The sequence below is a fragment of the Acinetobacter sp. YH12226 genome, assembly GCF_013417805.1.
In the GTDB taxonomy this organism is placed as follows: domain Bacteria; phylum Pseudomonadota; class Gammaproteobacteria; order Pseudomonadales; family Moraxellaceae; genus Acinetobacter.
Genome location: NZ_VPDG01000026.1, coordinates 1 through 21,912 on the forward strand (window position 1 = coordinate 1; position 21,912 = coordinate 21,912).

General features: G+C 44.4%; 17 protein-coding genes and 4 tRNA genes. 5 read left to right on the forward strand and 16 right to left on the reverse strand.

Translation table 11 applies throughout. The annotated features are described in order from the left end of the window. Positions 1-688: 688 nt before the first annotated feature. From FTV08_RS14980 to secA, 8 genes are all read right to left on the reverse strand, one after another. Positions 689-765, reverse strand: a tRNA-Pro gene (locus tag FTV08_RS14980). A gap of 17 nt (positions 766-782) precedes the next feature. After that, positions 783-858 (reverse strand) — tRNA-His (locus FTV08_RS14985). A 33-nt stretch (positions 859-891) separates the two neighbouring features. After that, positions 892-968 (reverse strand) — tRNA-Arg (locus tag FTV08_RS14990). A 34-nt stretch (positions 969-1,002) separates the two neighbouring features. Then, positions 1,003-1,079, reverse strand: a tRNA-Pro gene (locus FTV08_RS14995). Between the two features lie 151 nt (positions 1,080-1,230). Continuing rightward, positions 1,231-2,298 carry a quinolinate synthase NadA gene (gene nadA, locus FTV08_RS15000; RefSeq protein ID WP_180087601.1) on the reverse strand — a complete coding sequence of 356 codons (1,068 nt, stop codon included), beginning with the start codon at positions 2,296-2,298 and terminating at the stop codon, positions 1,231-1,233. Between the two features lie 153 nt (positions 2,299-2,451). Then, a complete protein-coding gene (gene argJ, locus FTV08_RS15005; protein WP_180087602.1) occupies positions 2,452-3,672 on the reverse strand; it encodes a bifunctional glutamate N-acetyltransferase/amino-acid acetyltransferase ArgJ in 1,221 nt (406 codons plus the stop codon). Between the two features lie 159 nt (positions 3,673-3,831). Then, positions 3,832-4,185, reverse strand: coding sequence for a hypothetical protein (locus FTV08_RS15010; RefSeq protein ID WP_180087603.1), 354 nt, complete (start codon positions 4,183-4,185; stop codon positions 3,832-3,834). A gap of 137 nt (positions 4,186-4,322) precedes the next feature. Beyond that, on the reverse strand, positions 4,323-7,049 hold the full coding sequence (gene secA, locus FTV08_RS15015) for a preprotein translocase subunit SecA (protein WP_180087604.1): 2,727 nt from the start codon (positions 7,047-7,049) through the stop codon (positions 4,323-4,325). 332 nt (positions 7,050-7,381) lie between these two features. Between secA and FTV08_RS15020 the strand changes: the two genes are divergently transcribed. Next, a complete protein-coding gene (locus FTV08_RS15020; protein ID WP_180087605.1) occupies positions 7,382-8,023 on the forward strand; it encodes a peroxiredoxin in 642 nt (213 codons plus the stop codon). 208 nt (positions 8,024-8,231) lie between these two features. After that, positions 8,232-8,840, forward strand: coding sequence for a dual specificity protein phosphatase family protein (locus FTV08_RS15025; RefSeq protein ID WP_180087606.1), 609 nt, complete (start codon positions 8,232-8,234; stop codon positions 8,838-8,840). On the opposite strand, the gene FTV08_RS15030 is transcribed toward FTV08_RS15025, so the two are convergent. Genes FTV08_RS15030 through trpA form a run of 4 tightly spaced genes read right to left on the reverse strand, consistent with a single transcriptional unit; the run spans position 8,837 to position 12,853 of the window. Then, positions 8,837-9,880: an SPOR domain-containing protein gene (locus FTV08_RS15030; protein ID WP_129717557.1), complete on the reverse strand. Its 1,044-nt coding sequence runs from the start codon at positions 9,878-9,880 to the stop codon at positions 8,837-8,839. The genes FTV08_RS15025 and FTV08_RS15030 overlap by 4 nt on opposite strands. Then, positions 9,877-11,160 carry a bifunctional tetrahydrofolate synthase/dihydrofolate synthase gene (gene folC, locus FTV08_RS15035; RefSeq protein WP_180087607.1) on the reverse strand — a complete coding sequence of 428 codons (1,284 nt, stop codon included), beginning with the start codon at positions 11,158-11,160 and terminating at the stop codon, positions 9,877-9,879. The genes FTV08_RS15030 and folC overlap by 4 nt, the downstream gene beginning before the upstream one ends. Next, entirely contained in the window at positions 11,157-12,053 is an 897-nt protein-coding gene (accD, locus tag FTV08_RS15040; RefSeq protein WP_004733767.1) for an acetyl-CoA carboxylase, carboxyltransferase subunit beta, read from the reverse strand. Before accD ends, folC begins: the two co-directional genes overlap by 4 nt. Then, a complete protein-coding gene (trpA, locus tag FTV08_RS15045; protein ID WP_085064171.1) occupies positions 12,050-12,853 on the reverse strand; it encodes a tryptophan synthase subunit alpha in 804 nt (267 codons plus the stop codon). Before trpA ends, accD begins: the two co-directional genes overlap by 4 nt. Positions 12,854-13,218: 365 nt before the next feature. On the opposite strand from trpA, the gene FTV08_RS15050 reads away from it, so the two are divergent. Continuing rightward, positions 13,219-14,553, forward strand: a complete 1,335-nt coding sequence (locus FTV08_RS15050; RefSeq protein WP_180087608.1) for a Na+/H+ antiporter NhaC family protein — start codon at positions 13,219-13,221, stop codon at positions 14,551-14,553. A gap of 48 nt (positions 14,554-14,601) precedes the next feature. Here FTV08_RS15050 and FTV08_RS15055 read toward each other — a convergent pair whose 3' ends face one another. After that, positions 14,602-15,639 (reverse strand): AraC family transcriptional regulator, encoded by a 1,038-nt coding sequence (locus FTV08_RS15055; protein ID WP_180087609.1) that lies wholly within the window; start codon positions 15,637-15,639, stop codon positions 14,602-14,604. 142 nt (positions 15,640-15,781) lie between these two features. Here FTV08_RS15055 and FTV08_RS15060 point away from each other — a divergent pair, with 142 nt between their 5' ends. After that, entirely contained in the window at positions 15,782-16,660 is an 879-nt protein-coding gene (locus FTV08_RS15060; RefSeq protein ID WP_180038936.1) for a metal-dependent hydrolase, read from the forward strand. A 61-nt stretch (positions 16,661-16,721) separates the two neighbouring features. Here FTV08_RS15060 and FTV08_RS15065 read toward each other — a convergent pair whose 3' ends face one another. Further along, positions 16,722-17,714, reverse strand: a complete 993-nt coding sequence (locus tag FTV08_RS15065) for a DUF2804 domain-containing protein (RefSeq protein ID WP_180087610.1) — start codon at positions 17,712-17,714, stop codon at positions 16,722-16,724. Between the two features lie 137 nt (positions 17,715-17,851). Then, positions 17,852-18,361: a DUF1543 domain-containing protein gene (locus FTV08_RS15070; RefSeq protein ID WP_180087611.1), complete on the reverse strand. Its 510-nt coding sequence runs from the start codon at positions 18,359-18,361 to the stop codon at positions 17,852-17,854. A 484-nt stretch (positions 18,362-18,845) separates the two neighbouring features. Here FTV08_RS15070 and FTV08_RS15075 point away from each other — a divergent pair, with 484 nt between their 5' ends. Continuing rightward, on the forward strand, positions 18,846-21,077 hold the full coding sequence (locus tag FTV08_RS15075) for an NADP-dependent isocitrate dehydrogenase (RefSeq protein ID WP_180087612.1): 2,232 nt from the start codon (positions 18,846-18,848) through the stop codon (positions 21,075-21,077). 69 nt (positions 21,078-21,146) lie between these two features. Here FTV08_RS15075 and FTV08_RS15080 read toward each other — a convergent pair whose 3' ends face one another. After that, the gene (locus tag FTV08_RS15080) at positions 21,147-21,800 is read right to left on the reverse strand and encodes a TIR domain-containing protein (RefSeq protein ID WP_180087613.1); all 654 of its coding nucleotides are present in this window, start codon (positions 21,798-21,800) and stop codon (positions 21,147-21,149) included. Between the last annotated feature and the right edge of the window lie 112 nt (positions 21,801-21,912).

The window sequence follows — 21,912 nt, forward strand, 5'->3', positions numbered from 1 at the left end:
TGTCAACTAGCAATGAAAACTATTTTTAAACTTTCTTTCTAAAACCGAACTTAATCAAAGTTAACTAAGTCACTGTTTTATCAGAAGTTTTAATCTTCATCACCGCCGATGGATGTGCATTCTACAGCATTCCCGACCCAATACAACCCCTATTCTTAAATAATTCAGCAAAAATATCACGACTGTTTATTTATTCTACAAAAATTATAGGTTTTTCTATTTTTCACTCAAAATTTATTCAATTACTGATGTTTTAAAGTAGTTTATTTACTTATCAAAGGATATTTCTAGTTAATTTAATTGCTATATCTATCTAAAAATTTTTTATTGTCTTTATTTCAGATCAAACACAACAGATGAGTTAATAAAATAGATTTACTATGGAATCCCTTACCCATTTTAAAAATATAATCCTCATCCATCCATTAAAATTCCATTCATCAAGATAATCACTCTATAGATAAACTCTGGTTGAATTGTTGAATGATTAAAATTAAGAGTGAAGCAATGCGAGAAGAAAGCAATCTTTAATGCACAGTTTTATTAGATGAAAAATAATTTAATAGGGGTTCGAGCATTCATCATGATAGTCACCGATAACAATTGTATATTTTTTATTCACATTGAATTTCAGGCATAAAAAAACCGCTTAACGCGGTATCTTTTATCTCGACCATCTTGAAGGAGATGGTCGGAGCAGTAGGATTCGAACCTACGACCCCCTGGTCCCAAACCAGGTGCACTACCAGGCTGTGCTATGCTCCGATTTCAACTTTAAAAGTTGGGGTGAATGACGGGATTCGAACCCGCGACAACTGGAATCACAATCCAGGGCTCTACCAACTGAGCTACATCCACCATCATTTTGATTCTTAACATCAAGCGACCAAATGGCGCGCCTGACAGGATTCGAACCTGTGACCATCCGCTTAGAAGGCGGATGCTCTATCCAACTGAGCTACAAGCGCGTTACTGATGCAAACATCATTTGCCTTGAAGAATTGGTCGGAGCAGTAGGATTCGAACCTACGACCCCCTGGTCCCAAACCAGGTGCACTACCAGGCTGTGCTATGCTCCGATTCATCTCAGCTTTCGTATCGAACATCGTTCGGTACGGTGTGCATTCTAGGCGTGACGCCCGGAGACGTCAACACCTATATTTAAAAAAAACCGAAAAAACGCTTCAAGCGTTTATTTATCAATCGCTTCAGACATTTTTTATACAAATTTTAACGTTTTAGTCCGGCACTAAAGTTCAGCATGCGATCTAGAGGCAGTTTAGCTCGTTCAGCAAGTACCGGATCGACATGCACTTCCTGATCTTTATGCTGTAACACATGCAAGATACCATCCAGCTCGTTCATGGCCATCCAAGGACAATGCGCACAAGAACGACAAGTTGCCCCCTCTCCTGCGGTTGGTGCTTCAATCAGAATTTTATCCGGCACTGCCTGCTGCATTTTATAAAAAATACCGCGATCAGTAGCTACGATTAAACGCTGATTTGGCAAAGTTTGTGCTGCTTTAATTAATTGTGAGGTACTACCCACCGCATCGGCAATCTCGACCACAGACATCGGTGATTCGGGATGTACCAGAACTGCCGCATCTGGATAGAGCGCTTTCATATTGGCAATACCGCGTGAACGGAATTCTTCATGCACGATACAGGCGCCATCCCAGAGCAACATCTCTGCACCGGTTTTTTTCTGGATATAACGACCCAGATGCTGATCTGGTGCCCAGATGATTTTTTCGCCCAGACTGTCCAGATGTTCGATAATTTCCACTGCACAACTTGAAGTGACGACCCAATCGGCTCGGGCTTTCACGGCCGCTGACGTGTTGGCATAAACCACCACAGTATGATCCGGGTGCGCATCGCAAAAAGCGGTAAACTCATCGACAGGACAACCTAAGTCCAGTGAACAGGTCGCTTCCAAAGTTGGCATCAGCACGGTTTTATTGGGTGAAAGAATTTTAGAGGTTTCGCCCATAAATTTCACACCAGCTACCACAAGCGTTGAAGCTGGATGATCGCGACCAAAACGCGCCATTTCCAGTGAATCGGAAACACAGCCCCCCGTCAGTTCAGCCAGTTCTTGCACTTCAGGATCACAATAATAATGCGCCACCAAAACAGCATCCTGTTTTTCCAGCTCTGCCTTGATCTGTGCAAATTTGTCCAATTTTTCCTGCTGGCTCATTTGATGTTGTTGTGGAACACCTAAACGATCTAAATGCGCCTGCACAATCGATTTAGCTTCATTGGCTATTAATTTGGTCGCATCATTCATAACAACTCTTACTCTACCCTCATGGTTCACTATTCAATGAACCTTTCACCCTACATCCCGGTCATCTCTGGCGAAATGCTATTTTTGACCAGTCATTAAAAATCATTAAGTATAAAAAAAGCCCCACAACGGAGGCTTTAGAAACAATCTGAATTATGAGCGATAATCTGCATTGATTTTTACGTAGTCATACGACAGGTCACAGGTATAAACCGTATCTTTTGCCTGACCTCGTCCAAGATCAACACGAATCGTCATTTCAGCCTGGGCCATCACACGTGCACCGGCTGCTTCAGTATAGTCTGCGGCCGCACCACCATCTTTGCAGATTTGTACATCATCTAACCAAACCTGAATTTTTGCAACGTCTAAATTTGGCACACCGGCATAACCAATCGCTGCCAGAATACGGCCCCAGTTTGGGTCAGAAGCAAAGATTGCGGTTTTGACCAGCGGTGAATGCGCAATGCTATAGGCAATATCGCAGCACTCTTGAGTATTGCCACCACCTTCTACAGTCACGGTAATGAATTTAGTCGCACCTTCACCATCACGTACAATCAGTTGCGCAAGGCGTTTCATGGTACGTGTCAATACGTCTAGCACCACTGCATAACGTGGATCTTCAGTCGAAGTGATTTCAGCACCACCGGCCTGACCTGTGGCAATAAAAATACACGAGTCATTAGTTGAGGTATCGCCATCAATTGTAATACGGTTAAACGATACATTGACTGTTTCAGTTAATAACTGTTGAACCAGTTCACGGCTGATCGGTGCATCCGTCGCAACATAGCCCAGCATGGTCGCCATATTCGGGCGAATCATGCCCGCACCTTTGGAAATACCGGTCATGGTATAAGTCACACCATCCAGCTCGAACTGTTCTGACGCACCTTTCGGAGTAGTATCTGTGGTCATGATTCCAGTCGCTGCATCGTCCCAGGCATCATCACGCAATGAATCCAGCGCAGGCTGTAAACCTGTAAGCAAACGCTCCATTGGAAGCTGCTCACCAATCACACCAGTCGAGAATGGCAACACTTCAGCAGCCTGTACGCCTGCAAGTTCAGCTAACTTGGCACAGGTGGCTTCTGCATTTGCCATGCCTGTAGGACCTGTTCCTGCATTGGCATTGCCGGTATTGATTACCAGGTAACGTGGATTTCCCGCTTGCAAATGTGCTTTGGATACATGCACAGGTGCTGCACAAAAGGCATTCTGGGTAAACACTCCAGCAACATTGGAGCCTGCAGCCAGTTCAAATATCACCAGGTCACGTCGGTTCTGATAGCGCACATAGGCTTCAGCCGAACCAATTTTAACCCCTTTCACCACATGCATCTGTGGCATAGATACGTCACCAACTGCCATTTTAAAGTCCAATATTGAAGTTTTAGAAAAATACAGCTTAGTTGATCTGCAACAAAAAATCGAGCCAAAGCCTGAGCCAGCCTGAGATTTGTTATGGGTTTTCACAATAAAAAACCAGTCATCAAGACTGGTTTCTACGTTTTTAAAATTAAGATATTTTTAATTTTGTGCAAGTTGTCCAGATTCGCTTAGTAAAGCCTGTTTCGCTTGTTGTTGACTTGCACTAGAAAGTGCAGGATTAGTAGCAACAATACGGTCTGCATTTGCCGCATTAGCAGCTGCAATCGCAGCGGTCTGCAACACAATCGGACGATTCTGATTGGCAAAGGTATAACGGATGCCGGTACGTGGGCTTGCCACAGTCACTTGTGCATCGGTACGTTGTACTTGAGCAGTAGTCGTACCCACCGCTTGCTGAACTTTATCAATTGTTGTGGTCGCTGCAGTTTGTGCAAAACTTAAGGCAGGCGTTGCCAAAGCGGCAATTATGAGCGGTTTTAATACTTTTTTCATTCAGGTTATTCCACTTTGAGGTGTTGAATGAGCCATTAAATAGCATTTAATTCCTAAGACTGCAAACAGTATTCAATTTCTGAAAAATCTTCATATATAAAAAATCAGAGCCATGGGGCTCTGATTTTTAATAGCGTTTAGATCTTGCCATGACACTGTTTGTATTTCAGACCTGAACCACATGGACAAGGCGCATTACGACTTGCCGGTGCTTCAAAGACTGGTGCTACAGGATTCGCCTGAGCATTTTGCTCGGTCGTCACCTCATGTTCACCTGCCAGCAAGCCGTCAAACTCTTCATGAGATAACTGCAAACGCATTGCCTCAGCCTGTGCCTGCTGCTGTGCTTCCATTTCCGCCAGCTCTTCAGGGGTCGGTACGTGGATGCGTGACAGATCTGTTACGACATCTGACTTGATTGTACCGAGCATGTTTACAAACAGGTTATAAGCTTCTTTTTTATATTCCTGCTCTGGATTCTTTTGCGCATAACCACGTAAATGAATACCTTGACGCAAATAATCCATAGCCGCCAGATGCTCTTTCCAATGACGATCCAGAGAATTCAGCATAAAGTGACGTTCAAGCGAAGCTGCAGATTCTTCACCCATTTGTTCACGACGTGAACGGTAGCGGTTCAGTACTTCATCGGTAATGCGCACCACCAAAGCTTCTTCATCCAGACGACGGTCCTGTTCCAGCCATTGTCCGATAGGAAGATCCATCGAAAGATCTTCACGCAGCGCCAGTTCCAGACCTTCAATATCCCACTGGTCATGAATCGATTCAGGCGGAATATAGTTGGCGATTACACCCTGCATCACTTCACGGATCATTTCTTCAATATAATCCTGCAGTGAATTTTCTGCCAGAATGTCGTCACGCTGACTATAAATGATCTTACGCTGTTCGTTATTGACGTCATCGTATTTTAGCAAGTTCTTACGAATATCGAAGTTACGTGCTTCCACTTTACGCTGCGCATTTTCAATCGAACGAGACACCATTTTGTGCTCAATCGCTTCATCTTCCTGCAAGCCCATAGCACGCATCATGCCGACTACGCGATCACCGGCGAAAATACGCATCAAGTCATCTTCAAGTGACAGGTAGAAACGTGATACACCCGGGTCACCCTGACGACCAGCACGACCACGCAGCTGGTTATCGATACGGCGTGATTCATGACGCTCAGAACCGATAATATGCAAACCGCCAGAATCCAGCACAGCCTGGTGATTAACATCCCATTCTGCTTTCAGACGCGTTTCATCTTCAGGAGTCGGGTTTTCAATTTTAGCCAGCAACGCCTTCCAGTTACCACCCAACAGGATATCGGTACCACGACCGGCCATGTTGGTGGCAATCGTCACTGCACGCGGCGCACCGGCCTGCGCAATAATATCGGCTTCACGTTCGTGCTGTTTGGCATTCAGTACTTCATGCTGGATCCCTGCCGCTTTTAGCTTATCCGACAGAATCTCAGAAGCTTCAATGGTGGCTGTACCAATCAAAATTGGTGCGACACCAGCTTCATGCACACGCTGAATTTCTTGAATAATCGCGTTATATTTCCCTTCACGATTTAAATAAATTAAATCGTTATGGTCTTGACGAATCATTGGACGGTGGGTCGGAATCAGCACCACATCCAGACCATAAATTTCTTTCATTTCCGCTGCTTCAGTATCAGCAGTACCGGTCATACCGGATAATTTTTTATACAGACGGAAATAGTTCTGGAAGGTTGTGGTTGCCAGAGTCTGGTTTTCCGGCTGGATTTCCAGACCCTCTTTGGCTTCTACGGCTTGATGCAAACCTTCAGACCAGCGACGTCCCGGCATGGTACGACCGGTATTTTCATCGACAATAATCACTTCACCATCGTTGATGATGTATTGGACATTACGCTGATAGAGATAATGCGCACGGATCGCTGCAGTGACATGATGCAACAGGTTCAGGTTCGATGCTGAATACAAGCTCTCTCCTTCAGCCAGCAAGCCCATTTCAATCAGTTCACTTTCAATGGTTTCAAAACCCACTTCAGTAATTTCAACCGAACGCTGTTTCTCATCAATCCAGAAGTGACCGCCATCCGGCACTTTCTCTTCTTTCTGTGCCTGTAATTTTGGTGGAATATTATTGATGGCTGCATAAAGCTGTGAAGAATCTTCACTTTGACCAGAAATAATCAACGGGGTACGTGCTTCATCAATCAGGATCGAATCGACCTCATCGATAATGGCATAGGTCAAACCACGCTGCTTTTTCTCAGCCAGCGAGAACACCATATTGTCACGCAGGTAATCAAAGCCAAATTCGTTATTGGTACCGTAAGTAATGTCGGCACGATAAGCTTGCGCTTTTTCCATCGGATTTTGCATGGAATAAATAATGCCGATGCTTAGACCCAAAAACTCGAATAATGGACGGTTTAACTCGGCATCACGTTGCGCCAGGTAATCGTTCACGGTAATGACATGCACGCCCTGACCACTGATGGCATTCAGATAACAGGCCAAAGTACCCATCAGGGTTTTACCTTCACCGGTACGCATTTCTGCGATTTTGCCTTCGTGCAAGGTAATACCACCGATCAGCTGCACGTCATAATGACGCATGCCCATCACCCGCTTCGCCGCTTCACGACAGACTGCAAATGCTTCAGGCAGTAATTTATCGAGGGTTTCACCCTTATTATATCGTTGTTTGAATTCTTCAGTTTTTGCAGATAAGTCTGCATCGCTAAGGGTAGATATCGTCGGCTCGAGCACATTAATCTTGTCTACGATTTTACGCATGCGTTTGAGTTCGCGCTCATTTTTGGTACCGAAGATTCCTCCGATCAGACTTGCCAACATGAATAGACTCTCTAAATCTTGCTTGTCAAATGAATATGTTCTTAGTCGTTATTATGGTGCTAGAAATTTGAACTACAAGGGTTTTGCTGTAAAACCGCTAAAAAAATCTGATCCTTAGTTCTAGCCCTAAGATCTAAGGCAAAGTAATGTAGCAAATTTTCCCTGTGCAACATAGTCAATTAAGTGACTGATTTTTGCGCTTCTGGATAGATGGATATCTCACTTATGCAATTTACTCATAAAGAAAGCAAAAAACACTATTTTTAATCATAAAAAAATTGGTTCATATTAAATCGTATCTCGACATTAAAAGACCAATTGAGGCTAAAAAGATGAGTTTACGTTTAGGCGATACCGCACCGAATTTTGAACAGCAATCCAGTGAAGGCCTAATTAATTTTTATGACTTTCTGGGCGATAGCTGGGGCATTTTATTTTCACACCCTGCCGACTATACACCGGTATGTACGACTGAACTTGGCTATACCGCAAAACTTAAAGATGAGTTTGCAAAACGTGGTGTTAAAGCGATTGCCTTGTCGGTCGATAATGTGGAGTCACATCATGGCTGGATTAAAGACATCAATGAAACTCAGAACACTACGGTGAATTTCCCGATCATTGCCGATCAGGATCGCAAAGTTTCTGAGCTGTATGACTTTATTCATCCGAATGCCAGCGAAACGCTAACAGTTCGTTCTTTAGTGATCATTGATCCCAACAAAAAAGTCCGTTTGATTATTACTTATCCTGCATCGACGGGTCGTAATTTCCATGAAATCTTGCGTGTGGTGGATTCACTTCAACTCACCGATAAACATAAAGTGGCCACGCCTGCGAACTGGCAGCACGGTGATGATGTGGTGATTGTCCCTTCACTGAAAGATGAAGAAGAAATCAAGCAACGTTTTCCAAAAGGTTATACAGCGGTTAAACCTTATTTACGCCTCACGCCCCATCCTGAGCAAAATTAAAAGGACTCCTTTTTAATTTTGCGAAAGACAAGCGAAGTAAAGGATAAGAGAAACTCTATTTTCCACATTTTATGCTTTATCGAATACGACATTGACGTGCCACGGATTCGATTTGTTGATACAGCCTGTCTTCGGATAGGCTTTTTTATATTCAAAATCTCGTATTCACTTTAAACTTGAAATAACAAAAACAACATCTACGCTCTGTATGAAAATCTGCATATTTCCAATTCTCATGAGTGGCTACCTCCTAACCACAGGTTGCATGACTACGCCCGCCCTGCCTGAACCTCAACGTCCTCAGCATTGGGGACAGCCCATTCATCAGAATCATAATTTTCATCAAATCAGCAATTTTGTTTATCGTAGTGAGCAGCCTTCAACTGAACTCATTCCTTTATTAAAGCAGCATCAAATCGATGTAGTTATTAATTTACGTTCACGGGATCAAGACAGCTTTGTTTTGAGCAATGAAAACTTTCAGCTACATCATGTACCCATACATACCTGGGCAATTGATCGGGAAGATTTATTGAAAATTATGCTACTGATTCAGCAAGCGCAACAAAATCACCAGAAGGTGCTCTTGCATTGTTATCACGGTTCAGACCGAACTGGTGCAAGTGTCGCCATGTACCGGATTATTTTTGAACATTGGCCGATTGAGCAGGCACTACAGGAAATGAAACATGGCGGATATGGTTTTCATGCCATTTGGCACAATATTGAAAATTTATTTACCCCTGAAAATGTAAAATGGATTCGCGAGCAACTCACGAATCCATCTACAGAAACTTTGATTAATACTAAGAATTAACGCTTATCTAGCGGCACCCAATCGTTCACCCAAGCTGATTTCATATTCAGGCTGGCATCAGACGCAATTTTCTTACGAAGTGCATCTGCAGTCTCACGGTCTTTGGACGGACCCACCATGATACGTACACCTTTAGACGTTGAGCTTTTGGTTACTTTATAACCTTTGGCACGCAGTTTGGCTGCTACAGCATCTGCATTGGCTTCATTCGCTGCCAGTGCCACCTGCACCATCCATTGCTTGTCCTCTTCACCTTCCAGTAACTTACGCGCCTGTTCAGCTTCTGCTTTCTTCTTGGCTTCTTCGGCTGTAGCCTTTTTCTTGGCTTCTTCAGCTTTACGTTTTTCGTCAGCTTTACGTTTTTCCTCGGCAGCTTTACGTTCAGCTTCTTTCTTTTCAGCCGCTTTACGCTCTTCCTCGGTTTTACGTTTTGCTTCAGCCGCCTTACGTTCTGCTTCGGCTTTTTGCTGTTGCTCTAACTTGCGTTTTTCTTCAGCGGCTTTACTTTCAGCAGCTTTACGCTCTGCTTCTTTCTTGGCTGCGTCAGTAGAACTATTGGCTTTTTGTTGGTCCAGCTGCTGCTGGGCTAACTTTTTTTCTTGCACCGCTTTTTCTTCAGCCAGACGTTTCTGCTTGGCCTGTTCATCTTCCACCAGTTCTGGTGGAATATTATCGGAACTTTGCTGTCCTAGGCGGTGTGCATTCAGGGCAGCATATTCTTCAGCCGCTTTACGTGCAGCATCTGCTTCAGCCTGCTGTTGCATCGCTAAAAATTCGGCTGCACGCGCCTCCTGTTCTGCAACCGCTTTTTCCCGGTCACGGCGTTGCTGTTCAAGTAAACGCTTTTCTGTTTCTACATCGACCGTCAAAGAACCGAGCGAATGATTGCCTGCCTCTTTATTTTCAACTTCCGCAGCCTGTGCCGGATTTTGCTGACGGTCCTGATTGATTTCATCTTGGCCTTTCAGGAGTAATGCTGCCAATAAAACACCACCACCGAGTAAAACAACACCGCCCATCCAGCGCTGTTTGTTATTCATTGACATTCTTCCAAATACTCCCATACCGCTTCTAAGGTATGAAATGATCCACATACCAAAATCAGCTGATTATTATCTGTTTGATCCAGTGCTGATTTAAAAGCTAATTTTACATTATCAAATTGTTCTACCGCCTCACCGCTTAAAGCATCAGCCAAAACTGTGACCTCTGCCGCACGTGGGACGAATAATGGTGCAATTTTCCACAATTGAACCGTGTCTTTCAATAACTTGACGACAGAATTTATATCTTTATCTGCCAGCATTGAAAATACACAAATGACTTCATTATATTTTTGATTGTAATTTAAATAATCTCGTAATTGTTTCAGCAGAAATTCCACCCCATGCGGGTTATGTCCTGCATCAAAAATCACGGTTTTATTCTGGATTTGACGGATTTCAAACCGTCCCGGCAATTTTGCCGTTTGAATGCCTTGTGCAATTGCCTGCTGGCTGACGTTTAATCCGCTCAGCAGAATGGCGGCCACGGCGGTAGAAATATTATCCAGTGCCAGCGAACCTGTTGGGAGTTTTAAGGTCGTACCCGATGAAGCAAAAGCCCAGCTTTGGCCATCTTCAAAGGCTTTATAGAAATAATCCCGGTTGATTGCATACAAAGATGCATTACATTCTTGAGCTTTATTTAGAATGGCTTGCGGGATCTGTTGCTGTCCACCAAACACGACTGGAATATCCGGGCGAATAATTCCGGCCTTTTCAAAAGCAATTTTCTCGATGGTGTCACCAAGCCAGTCAGTATGATCCAGACCAATATTGGTAATCACCGCCACATCCGGATTGACCACATTGACCACATCCAGACGGCCGCCTAAACCAACTTCCAGCACCCAGACATCACAGCACTGATCTTTAAAAATCACAAAAGCAGCCAGTGTCGTGGCTTCAAAGAAAGACAGGCTCAAACCGCATTCGCGACGAGCCTGATCGACCTGAACAAAAGCATCAATCAGCAACTGATCTTCCACTTCAATGCCGCGCAATTTAACACGCTCATTGAAACGGTACACGTGGGGGGATTGATATAGCCCGACCTTGAAGCCTTGCGCATTCAGGATCGCGGCCAGCGTGGTGGTGGTCGAACCCTTACCATTGGTTCCTGCCACCGTCAGCACTTTGGCCTCTGGAGATGTCACGCCCAGCTTTTCAGCTACAGGAATAACCCGTTCCAGACCTAAATCAATACCCGTAACGTGAACATGGCTCCAATAATCGAGCCATGTATTTAAAGAATCTGTTGCTAAGGGTGCTGTGTTCAATGCAAATTCATCAACTTCGTAACGATACGATAAACTGTATCACGTAATGCATGACGGTGAACAATCTGATCGATTACCCCATGATCAAGCAAATATTCCGCGCGCTGGAACGGTTCTTCCAGTTTTTCACGTACAGTCTGTTCGATCACACGTTTACCGGCAAAGCCAATCATCGCTTTCGGTTCAGCAATATGTACATCACCCAGCATTGCCAATGATGCGGTCACACCGCCGTACACTGGATGAGTCAGTACCACGACATAAGGCAGACCTGCTTCTTTTAAACGCTGGATCGCAGCCGAAGTGCGCGCCATTTGCATCAGGGACAACATGCCTTCCTGCATACGTGCACCACCCGAAGCAGCAAAACAGATCAGGGGCTGACGGGTTTCAATCGCACGTTCTGCCGCCTGAACAAAGCGGTCACCGACCACTGTACCCATAGAACCGCCCATGAAGTCGAATTCAAACGCACAGGCAATCATCGGTACGCCTTTCAGCAAACCTTGAATTACCACCAATGCTTCGGTTTCACCAGTTTTCTTTTGTGCTTCCGCCATACGGTCTGGATAGGCTTTGCTATCGACAAATTTCAGCGGATCTTTGGCTATAAATTCCTGACCCAATTCTGTTTGCACCTGGTCAAAGAACCAGTTCAGACGTTCACGGGCTTTCATACGCAAATGTTCATCACATTGCGGACAGACATAAGCATTAAATGACATGGCAGTACGGGTCACCAATGCATGACATTCAGGGCACTCAATCGTAGGCTCGGTAAATGTCGCTTTATATGCCGTTTGCTCATCGGGTACCTGAATGCCCGGAACAGTACGCTCCGTCCATGGGGTCGATGGGCTCAGAATTTTGCCTGATTTCACTTGTTGACTCATACTAACTCATCGAGCGCTGCTCGAAGCTCCTTGACTTTATTCACCGTCGCAATAACGGCTTGTTCTGGTGCGAGCGTTGCAAACTGCTTTACAAACGCACTACCCACAATAACTGCATCGGCAGCAACACCCATCGCTTTCGCAGATGCAGCATCACTGATACCGAAACCTACGCCTACAGGAACATCAGTCACAGCTTTAATCTTTTGAATGCGTGTAGCGGCTTCAGAAACATCTAAAGTTGCTGCACCGGTCACGCCTTTCAGTGACACATAGTAAATAAAGCCGCTGGCCTGTTTTGCTACATGTTGAATACGTGCATCGGTTGAAGTTGGTGCCAGCAGGAAAATCTGATCCATGTCATATTTTTCCAGTACTTCACCCAGACTTTGTGCTTCTTCTGGTGGCAAGTCCACCAGCAACACACCGTCTACTCCACATTCATAGGCATAAGCCACAAACTTTTCATAGCCAATTACTTCAACCGGATTCAGATAACCCATCAGCACCACTGGTGTTTCGCGATCTTTCAAGCGAAATTCTTTCACCATGTGCAGGGCATCCAGGGTATTGGTTCCACCTGCCAGAGCACGTTCAGCAGCTAGTGCAATCACCGGCCCATCTGCCATCGGGTCCGAGAAAGGAAGTCCCAGCTCAATCACGTCGACACCCGCTTCCACCATCTCATGCAGCAAAGGCACTGTGACTTCTGGATGCGGATCACCCGCCATGACATAAGAAACTAAAGCTTTACGCTGTTGAGATTTAAGTTGTCCAAATCGTGTGGCTAAACGTGACATAGAGAGGTATTTTCCTTAACGTGTTTCAAACTTGAGGCATTGACTATGTAGAAATACAAGACATCGCATTGTAACGCTATTTTTTGTCCAATGAACAGTCTGCGATACCGACCTCGAGTACTTCATTTCCTGTGCGAAGATTTCAAAACAATTCGGAAGGGTCTATTTACGATTATTTTGATTTTTTTCACAATGATCAAAGATGCCTAATTTTGCTATTACCTAAAATCCTGAATATTTAGATAAACTTATTTTTATCATATAAAAATTAATAAAAATGCAGATGTTAGCGCATTCATTTAAAGTTTTCTGAAATAGCAAAACCTGCTTTATACTAGTCCTATTCTCTTACTTTTTTATCTCCTATGCAGACTGATTCTGAGGCTACAGTGCAGGCACGCGCCATTGCACTGCTGCCGCTTATTGTATTTTTAACCATATTTTTGGGTAGCGGGATCTATCATTCCCTGATCGGAACCGAGTTCGCGTTCTATCAGGTGAAAGCGCCTGTGGCTGCCCTGCCTGCGATTATCTTGGCTGCATTAGTGTATCGCGGCAAACTCAACCAGGGCATTGAGGAATTCCTCAGAGGTGCCAGTCATCCAAACTTAATCCTGATGTTTATGGTGTTTATGCTGGCAGGTGCTTTTGCCAGCGTCAGTAGCACCATTGGCAGTGTGGATGCCACCGTGCAAATGGGCCTGTCGGTGATTCCACCCACATTTATTCTGCCGATGTTATTTGTGATCTCGGCCTTTATTGCTACGGCGATGGGTACCTCCATGGGCACCATTGCGGCCTGTGCGCCGATCGCTTTTGGTTTCACCCAGGTTACCGATATCGATGTGATTTATGCAATTGGTGCAGTGGTCGGTGGTGCCATGTTTGGTGATAACCTGTCCATGATTTCAGACACCACCATTGCGGCAACCACCAGCCAACGCGTACAACTGCGTGACAAGTTCAGGGTCAATGTCTGGATTGCGGTTCCTGCATCAATTGTCACTATTCTGATTTACGTGTTGAGTACCGGTAGTAGCAATGCAGTGGAATACAAGGATTTTAACTGGCTTCTGGTCTTACCTTATATCGCCGTATTTATTTTGGCCTTTAGCCGTTTACACGTTCTGGCTGTACTGACCATTGGCGTACTACTTTCCGGCTTGTTTGGCCTATTTGCCACAGCGGAATTCGATCTGCTCAAACTGAATACTTCAATTTACGATGGCTTTGTCGGCATGTTTGAAGTGGCGTTATTGTCGATGTTTCTGGGTGGCCTGTCGGCGATCATGCAACGAGAAGGCGGTTTACGCTGGCTGATCGAGCGCATTTATAGCTTGACCCGTCTATTTAAAGTTGGGAAGCAACGTGCCGGCGAAATCGGGATTAGTTTTCTGGTGGTGTTTTCGAATATCTTTGTGGCCAATAATACCGTGGCGATTATTCTGTCGGGTGATATGGCGCGTGAAGTCGCCAAAGAATACGGGGTGGATCCCAAGCGTTCTGCGGCACTGATGGATATTTTCTCTTGCGTGGTACAGGGTTTAATTCCTTATGGCGCACAGTTACTACTGGCCTGTTCCATTGCAAAAATCTCGCCGGTTGAACTGATTGGTGGTGTGTACTATTGCTGGATTCTGGCCATTTTTGCGATTGCTGCGATCGCGTTTAGATTCCCTCAGGTGAAAGCAAGCACTTAATCCATCATCCTGCGAAAATAAAAAAGCGACCGATACCGGTCGCTTTTTTCAGCTTGGTGCTTTGTGTAACTGCCTTTTTCGCTCTAACAAGGTCTGTCCGGTGGCTGCCTTGTAGGCCCGTGCCAAAGCCGACTGATCAGAATAATCCAGCTGCTCGGCAATCTCGGTCAGACCTAATCCCTGCTGCAACAACAGCTCGCAACGTTTAATCCGCTGCTGTTCCAGCAGTTTTTTAAATGAAGTGCCATGAGTGCTGAACAAGCGCTGCAAACTACGTGTCGACATCAACAACTGCCGGGCAAGCTGTTCAACTTTAATGGCCTGATGCTGGGTCCGCAGCTGTTCGGCAATCATTTGCTGCGCCTGTTCCAAATGATTCTCAAGGGGCGGCTTGGCGGCAATCGCCTGTTCTGCCTGATGCACCAGCAACTGCAACAGCATCGGATCTGCCTGCTCAGACCGATGTGCCAGTCCTTGTAGATCCAGTTCTATGCCATAGTAGGCTTGGGAAAATATCACCTCGCTGGCGAAAAACTTTTGATAATGCATTTGTCCCCTATCGGGCGCATGGGCAAAGCGTACACAACGGACTAACAGTTGATGGTCCTGTAAAATGACACGTCCCAACTGTACCATCGCGGCCATGGTCAGTTCATTGAGCAGATTATATTTTTCGTCCAGATAGGCCCAAAATAATTCAATACTGTGTTCACGCTGCTTCAACTGCAAAGGTACAAACTCACTGCCATCAATCACCAGTCGTTGAAAACGCATAATATGGCGGATCATTTCCGCAACGCTGCTGCTTCGCGAAGCCATATAGCCGAGCACGCCAAAATGTTCTGGACGAATAACCTGCACGATCTCGAAAATTAGTTGTGGACAGTTTAAATGTTGCCGGGTTCTTAACAGAAGCTGATTTAATAATTCCAGCGGCACTTGCGTGGCAAAAGGCTGATCAATCAGGGGGACAAGCGCTTCATGTACATCTTGCAGAAAGTCAGCTTCCAAAGGCTCAATTTGCAGACTGCGCAGATAAGTCGCCCAAAGCTGAATATAACCATTGGATATTTTAATTTCTTGCATGCGCGCTTCCCGCTGCCTGCTTTAGTCTAAGCAGTTTTATTTTCATTTGGCATAAAATGTATAAAAATTGGCAAGCACTGTCAAAACAATTACGGCATTCCCCGACATACTGTCAGCATCGTCACAAAAAAGAACTTCTAAGATGAATGCAGTATTAAAATCTTCAATAAAGCCCGTGGTCCGGACCCAGCTTGATTTTAAACTGGATGAAATTCCGCGCTACTGGTTTGGCGGTGATCCCTTTCTGACCCGCATGTTCGATGCCTTGAGCCTGACCTTTCCAGATGGCGAGCGTTATTTTATTCAAAGTGTGCGCCTGTTCCGCGATCAGATCACAGACCTGGAACTGCAACAACGTGTGGCAAATTTTATTCGTCAGGAAGCACAGCATGGCATTGCCCATGAAAAAATGAACCAGCTGATGCGTGAACAAGGCATGCCTGTCGATGATTTTATTGAGCGTCTGAATAATATGTTCGCTTATGACCTCAAACATCGTTCAGCACAGTTCAATATTGCAACGACGGCAGCGGCAGAACACTTGACCGCGCTGATGGCTGAAACTTTTTACGGTCAGAAATCCACCTTAAAAGACGGTCATCCTTATGTACGTGCCATGTTTGCCTGGCATGCGATTGAAGAAATGGAACATCGTGATGTGGCTTTTGACGTGATGAAAGATGTCGCAAAAACACCTGAATGGATGCGCAAAATGACTCTGCTCAGCACGACATTTTTGATGTTTAGTTATACCGCCTATCGCGCCAATGTCATGCTGAAACATGATGGCTTCAGTGTCTTAGAGCGTTTGCAAATGAACTTAAAAGGATTGCCCTGGTTGTTTGGCCGCAACGGCACCTTGACCCGTATGGGCCCACAATATCGGGACTGGTTTAAAAAAGATTTTCATCCCAGTCAGCATCCTGTGATTGCGCAATATGATGTCTGGGTGAAGACTTTAGCCGAAACCAATGATCCAATTCAGGCCGGTGAAGCCTTCTGGCAGGCCGCCAAAGATTAAGCTCAAGTCAAAAAGCCTTCAAAATTGAAGGCTTTTAAATTAGGTCTTATGTCCTGCACTTTTACCATTTGGCATAATGCTGTTCAAGCAAGGCATATTCATTTAGTAAAATAATTTCATGATCATCCTGCTGAATCGTTCCGGAAACCTTGGCTTGCCACTGACTAAACTGGCTCCCGACCAGACGCAGGTTGAGATTTTCATAACGGCGCCAGCCTGTGCTGACCATCAGATTCAATCTTTCATCCAGCGACTGAATCGTCCATTGGTTTTCCGATTCCTGTTGAAACAGCACATCGGCCAAGGGATAAATTTTCCCATTGATCCACAGACAGTTTTCATTGCCAAAGCTTTCATTTACGCCAGAGGCCAGATTAATACCAATCCGGTTCTGGTTCAGATCCCAGAAATTACAGGACAACCAGAACCAGGCGGTTTCCGGGCGCAAAAAGCCGCAGGTATCATCCAGAGAGGCAAAGCTGCGTTCATTAAACTGGATGGTTTCACCTTGCTTGTTAATGAAAAAACCTTCACAGCCCAAGGTGGTTAATTTCTGGGTATAAGTCCAGCCATTTATGCCGGTCGGACTGCACATACTCAGTGGATCAGTTCCGGCACAAAAAATTCGCGCACTGAGTTTAATCTCGCCATATTTGCTGACATTGATATAACGCACGCCGTTGGCATGCTGGATATCGATCTGAAAAGGTGAATTATGGAAATAACTATGATTAAACAGTGGCTGTTCATCCAACACGGTGTTGCGTGACAGGAAATTAATTGCATTCCATTCCAACACTTCATTAGTCATATGGTTATAGACATAGACAAAACCATGCCCTGCCCATGCAATATCGGCAATCGCCAGTCCAATCGTATAATGCTCATGCTGAATACTACAGAATTTGAATTTTTTATATTTTAGATGCTTGCGCCAGCCTGACAGCACATGACCATAAGGATTTTTGTATTGATATGCCTGATAGTCAATACTTTTTGGAAGCTCCTTAAAACGTCCATAACGCGGTTGTCCATTTGCCTGAATTAAATCCATTTAAGACATTCCATCTCAGTCAAAACTGTTTTTCCTTGGCAGTATTATGCCAATTATTAAATTTTGATAAAGAGGTTTTTTAAACCGCTTGTCGAATCATCAAGCCAGCCGCAGGTTTAATTCAATCGCAAACTGCTTTAAATCGTGAGATAAGTATTTTCCCAGCGATTGCCATTGAAACTACCTTCTAACAGTTGTACATAGCGGCCATAAACCTGATCGATGGCAATACAGTCATCTACATCCAGCACGCGGTCGGTATGCTGTTTTTGCCAGTGCCGGGCGAAGTAAGCTTTACCGCGCTGTTTAGCGACCATAGCATTCTGCGCAACCACCAACACATAACGATGTAACTCACCAAACTCACGTGGATCATAACCACCCAGATTAATCAGCCAAAGTTTTTCATCGGATTGCTGTGGCTGTGCATCAGTAAATTGCAGCACATAGGACTTGCCCTCGAACTCTAGCCCGTTGATTTGCGCCCAGGCATCAATATGCAAGCCTTTCTGTTCCGCAAACCAGGCATTTTTTAATTGCGGATAGGTATCTTCCAGACTCCCCCCCACAGCCAAAACCACATCATGAACTTCTGTATTGGCACGGGCATGACGACCACCGAGCATTACAATAAACAGGCTGGGCATTACATTTCCTTGTTAGTGTCAATCTTTAAGATCATTTCATTAATGCTTGCCAGTATAGCGCAAAGCTATTCCATGATGATGTAGCCATCTGCCAAGGACAAATTTGCATCATCAGCCTGACTGAATTTGCGCAAAACAGCATGAAGTCATTCGGTACCGATATACATCTCGAGGATCAGTTTAAGTCTATGTCGGACTCAAAAAACCATTTTCAGTGAATACAATTGGCTAGCGAATCATTTCCGATCATTTTCATCAGGATTTACAGCGATAGAGGATTATTTTTTTGTACAAAATACAAACACGACTAAACCGCACAAATCTGTACAAATTTTCGCCCAAATTTCAATCTAAAGGCATATTTCGTTGACTGAAATGCGCTGAAAGACGATACTCTCAATGTTTTTATTTAAGCAAATCGGTTCAAAGAGGCTGGGCCAAAAGTTCGGTCCTCAGAAACTCAATCCAACGCAAGGGGCTATATATGGCTGGTGGAAAGTCAACTATCATTTACACACTGACCGACGAGGCGCCATTACTGGCGACTTATTCTCTGCTGCCGATCATTGAGACCTTTACTAAGCCAGCTGGCGTTGAGATCGTCAAAAGTGACATCTCTGTAGCTGTGCGCGTGCTCTCCGAATTTACAGATTACCTAAGCGAAGAGCAAAAGGTGCCTGACACTCTAGCTGAGCTAGGTCGTCTTACACAAGATCCAGACACGAACATTATCAAACTCCCAAATATCAGTGCTTCTGTTGGCCAGCTAACAGCGTGTATCAAGGAACTTCAGTCTAAAGGCTATGCAATCCCTGACTATCCTGAAAACCCGACCACTGAAGAAGAAAAAGCAATCAAGGCACGTTATAGCAAATGTCTTGGTTCAGCAGTAAACCCTGTTCTACGTGAAGGTAACTCAGACCGTCGTGCACCTGCTGCCGTTAAAAACTACGTGAAAAAACACCCGCACTCTATGAGCGAGTGGAAACAGTGGTCGCAAACTCACGTTTCACACATGGACGAAGGTGACTTCTACCACGGCGAAAAGTCGATGACTTTAGACCGCGCACGTGATGTGAAAATGGAACTGATCACCAAGTCTGGTGAAACCATTGTTCTTAAGCCAAAAGTTGCGCTTCTGGACGGCGAGATCATCGACTCAATGTTCATGAGCAAAAAAGCACTTTGCGACTTCTACGAGAAAGAACTTGAAGACTGTCGTGAAGCAGGCATCCTGTTCTCTTTACACGTTAAAGCAACCATGATGAAGGTGTCTCACCCAATCGTATTTGGTCACTGTGTAAGAATCTACTACAAAGAAGCATTCGAAAAACATGGCAAGCTTTTTGATGAGCTTGGCATTAATGTCAATAACGGTATGGCGGGTCTTTACGAAAAGCTTGAAACTTTACCAACCTCTGTACGTGAAGAAATCATTGCTGATTTACATGCTTGTCAAGAACACCGCCCAGCTTTAGCGATGGTTGATTCTGCAAAAGGCATCACTAACTTCCATTCACCAAACGACGTGATTGTAGATGCTTCTATGCCTGCAATGATTCGTGGTGGCGGTAAAATGTGGGGCGCTGACGGCAAGCCTTATGACTGTAAAGCAGTCATGCCTGAATCTACATTCGCACGTATTTACCAGGAAATGATCAATTTCTGTAAGTGGAATGGCAACTTCGATCCAAAAACCATGGGTACTGTACCTAACGTTGGTTTGATGGCGCAAAAAGCGGAAGAATACGGTTCACACGACAAGACTTTCGAAATTCCTGAAGCAGGTGTTGCGAACATCACTGACCTAGAAACAGGTGAAGTGTTAATGTCTCAAAATGTGGAAGAAGGCGATATCTGGCGTATGTGTCAGGTGAAAGACGCACCGATCCGCGATTGGGTGAAACTTGCTGTGACTCGTGCACGCAACTCTGGCATGCCAGCAATCTTCTGGCTTGACCCGTACCGTCCACACGAAAACGAACTGATCAAGAAAGTTGAAAAATACCTGAAAGATCATGACACCACTGGTCTTGATATCCAGATCATGTCACAAGTACGTGCAATGCGTTATACGCTTGAACGTGTTGCTCGCGGTCTAGATACTATTTCGGTAACAGGTAACATCCTGCGTGACTACCTGACTGACTTGTTCCCAATCATGGAATTGGGTACATCTGCGAAAATGTTGTCTATCGTGCCGTTAATGGCGGGTGGCGGCATGTATGAAACAGGTGCAGGCGGTTCTGCTCCTAAGCACGTACAGCAGTTAGTTGAAGAAAACCACTTACGTTGGGATTCACTCGGTGAATTCATGGCTTTGGCGGTGTCTTTAGAAGAAATGGGAATTAAAGAAGGCAATGACGACATCAAGTTACTTGCTAAAACTTTAGACCAAGCGACTGGCAAATTGCTAGATAACGACAAGTCTCCTTCTCGTCGTACTGGCGAATTGGACAACCGTGGTAGCCATTTCTACCTGGCGAAATTCTGGGCTGAAGCTTTGGCTGCTCAAGACGAAAATGCTGAATTGAAAGCGAAATTTGCACCACTTGCAAAAACTTTAGCTGAAAATGAAGAGAAAATCGTTGCTGAGCTTACAGAAGTCCAAGGTAAATCAGTAGACATCGGCGGTTACTACGCAGTTGATCAAGAAAAAGTAAATGCAGTAATGCGTCCAAGTGCAACTTTGAATGCAGCGCTTGAAACGATCTAAGCTTTTAAGAACTAACTGAGTCAGTGATGTAGAAAAACCGGCGTCTAGGCGCCGGTTTTTTTAATGTGTTTAAAATAATTTATTAAAATCTACCTCGTAACCAAGGGATTTAATTTCTTTGGCAAGTTGAATTTCCCAGCCATTATCAGACATGTAAACCATTCCACTGATATCTCCTGGAAGTTCAATATTATGATCAACAACTAATGGAATTACTTTATCACGTCCTAACTTTCCAATTAAAAGACCGTGTTCAAATACAACATTTTGTCTCGCTCGCAGTTTTAGATTAGCCTGCTTAGAAACTGCCTCACCAACATCATCTGGCGTATATAGCACAATACCAAATCCAACATCGATAAATTTTTCTAATTTTTCAATAATAGTTTTCCCACTACTAGCTTGCTCATGCAAGATAATAGCCTCAAAACCTATTTTTTCTAAGAAGCGTGCTGTCTCAAGCTTTTTAGCTTTATCATGACCATGAACAATAAAAGCTTTTCTTAATGGTGTATTCGAATTTGTATCAGATTTACTAAGTTTGACTTTTGATTTACTAGAATCATCAGCTAGTACTTCATCATTCTCAATATCCATAATTAGAGAATCAATAAAGGAGATTGAGGGTTTATACTCGTCCTCCATAAATTGCTTAATTGGATCATGATAACCAACCATCACTAGAGGATGAAGTTTTGAGTGTAATTTACTAGAGCCTGTCATCAATTAGCTTGAGAAAATCTAACCTGTCCTCATTATTTTTTCATGACTAAACGCTATGCATTAAGAGATGATCAGTGGGAGCAGATTAAGGATCTGTTACCTGGACGAGCGA

Bases quoted from the DNA above. Each gene is read 5' to 3' on its own strand.
- nadA (WP_180087601.1), bottom strand. From the start codon at position 2,298: ATGAATGATGCGACCAAATTAATAGCCAATGAAGCTAAATCGATTGTG.
- argJ (WP_180087602.1), bottom strand. From the start codon at position 3,672: ATGGCAGTTGGTGACGTATCTATGCCACAGATGCATGTGGTGAAAGGG.
- FTV08_RS15010 (WP_180087603.1), bottom strand. From the start codon at position 4,185: ATGAAAAAAGTATTAAAACCGCTCATAATTGCCGCTTTGGCAACGCCT.
- secA (WP_180087604.1), bottom strand. From the start codon at position 7,049: ATGTTGGCAAGTCTGATCGGAGGAATCTTCGGTACCAAAAATGAGCGC.
- FTV08_RS15020 (WP_180087605.1), top strand. From the start codon at position 7,382: ATGAGTTTACGTTTAGGCGATACCGCACCGAATTTTGAACAGCAATCC.
- FTV08_RS15025 (WP_180087606.1), top strand. From the start codon at position 8,232: ATGAAAATCTGCATATTTCCAATTCTCATGAGTGGCTACCTCCTAACC.
- FTV08_RS15030 (WP_129717557.1), bottom strand. From the start codon at position 9,880: ATGAATAACAAACAGCGCTGGATGGGCGGTGTTGTTTTACTCGGTGGT.
- accD (WP_004733767.1), bottom strand. From the start codon at position 12,053: ATGAGTCAACAAGTGAAATCAGGCAAAATTCTGAGCCCATCGACCCCA.
- trpA (WP_085064171.1), bottom strand. From the start codon at position 12,853: ATGTCACGTTTAGCCACACGATTTGGACAACTTAAATCTCAACAGCGT.
- FTV08_RS15050 (WP_180087608.1), top strand. From the start codon at position 13,219: ATGCAGACTGATTCTGAGGCTACAGTGCAGGCACGCGCCATTGCACTG.
- FTV08_RS15055 (WP_180087609.1), bottom strand. From the start codon at position 15,639: ATGCAAGAAATTAAAATATCCAATGGTTATATTCAGCTTTGGGCGACT.
- FTV08_RS15060 (WP_180038936.1), top strand. From the start codon at position 15,782: ATGAATGCAGTATTAAAATCTTCAATAAAGCCCGTGGTCCGGACCCAG.
- FTV08_RS15065 (WP_180087610.1), bottom strand. From the start codon at position 17,714: ATGGATTTAATTCAGGCAAATGGACAACCGCGTTATGGACGTTTTAAG.
- FTV08_RS15070 (WP_180087611.1), bottom strand. From the start codon at position 18,361: ATGCCCAGCCTGTTTATTGTAATGCTCGGTGGTCGTCATGCCCGTGCC.
- FTV08_RS15075 (WP_180087612.1), top strand. From the start codon at position 18,846: ATGGCTGGTGGAAAGTCAACTATCATTTACACACTGACCGACGAGGCG.
- FTV08_RS15080 (WP_180087613.1), bottom strand. From the start codon at position 21,800: ATGACAGGCTCTAGTAAATTACACTCAAAACTTCATCCTCTAGTGATG.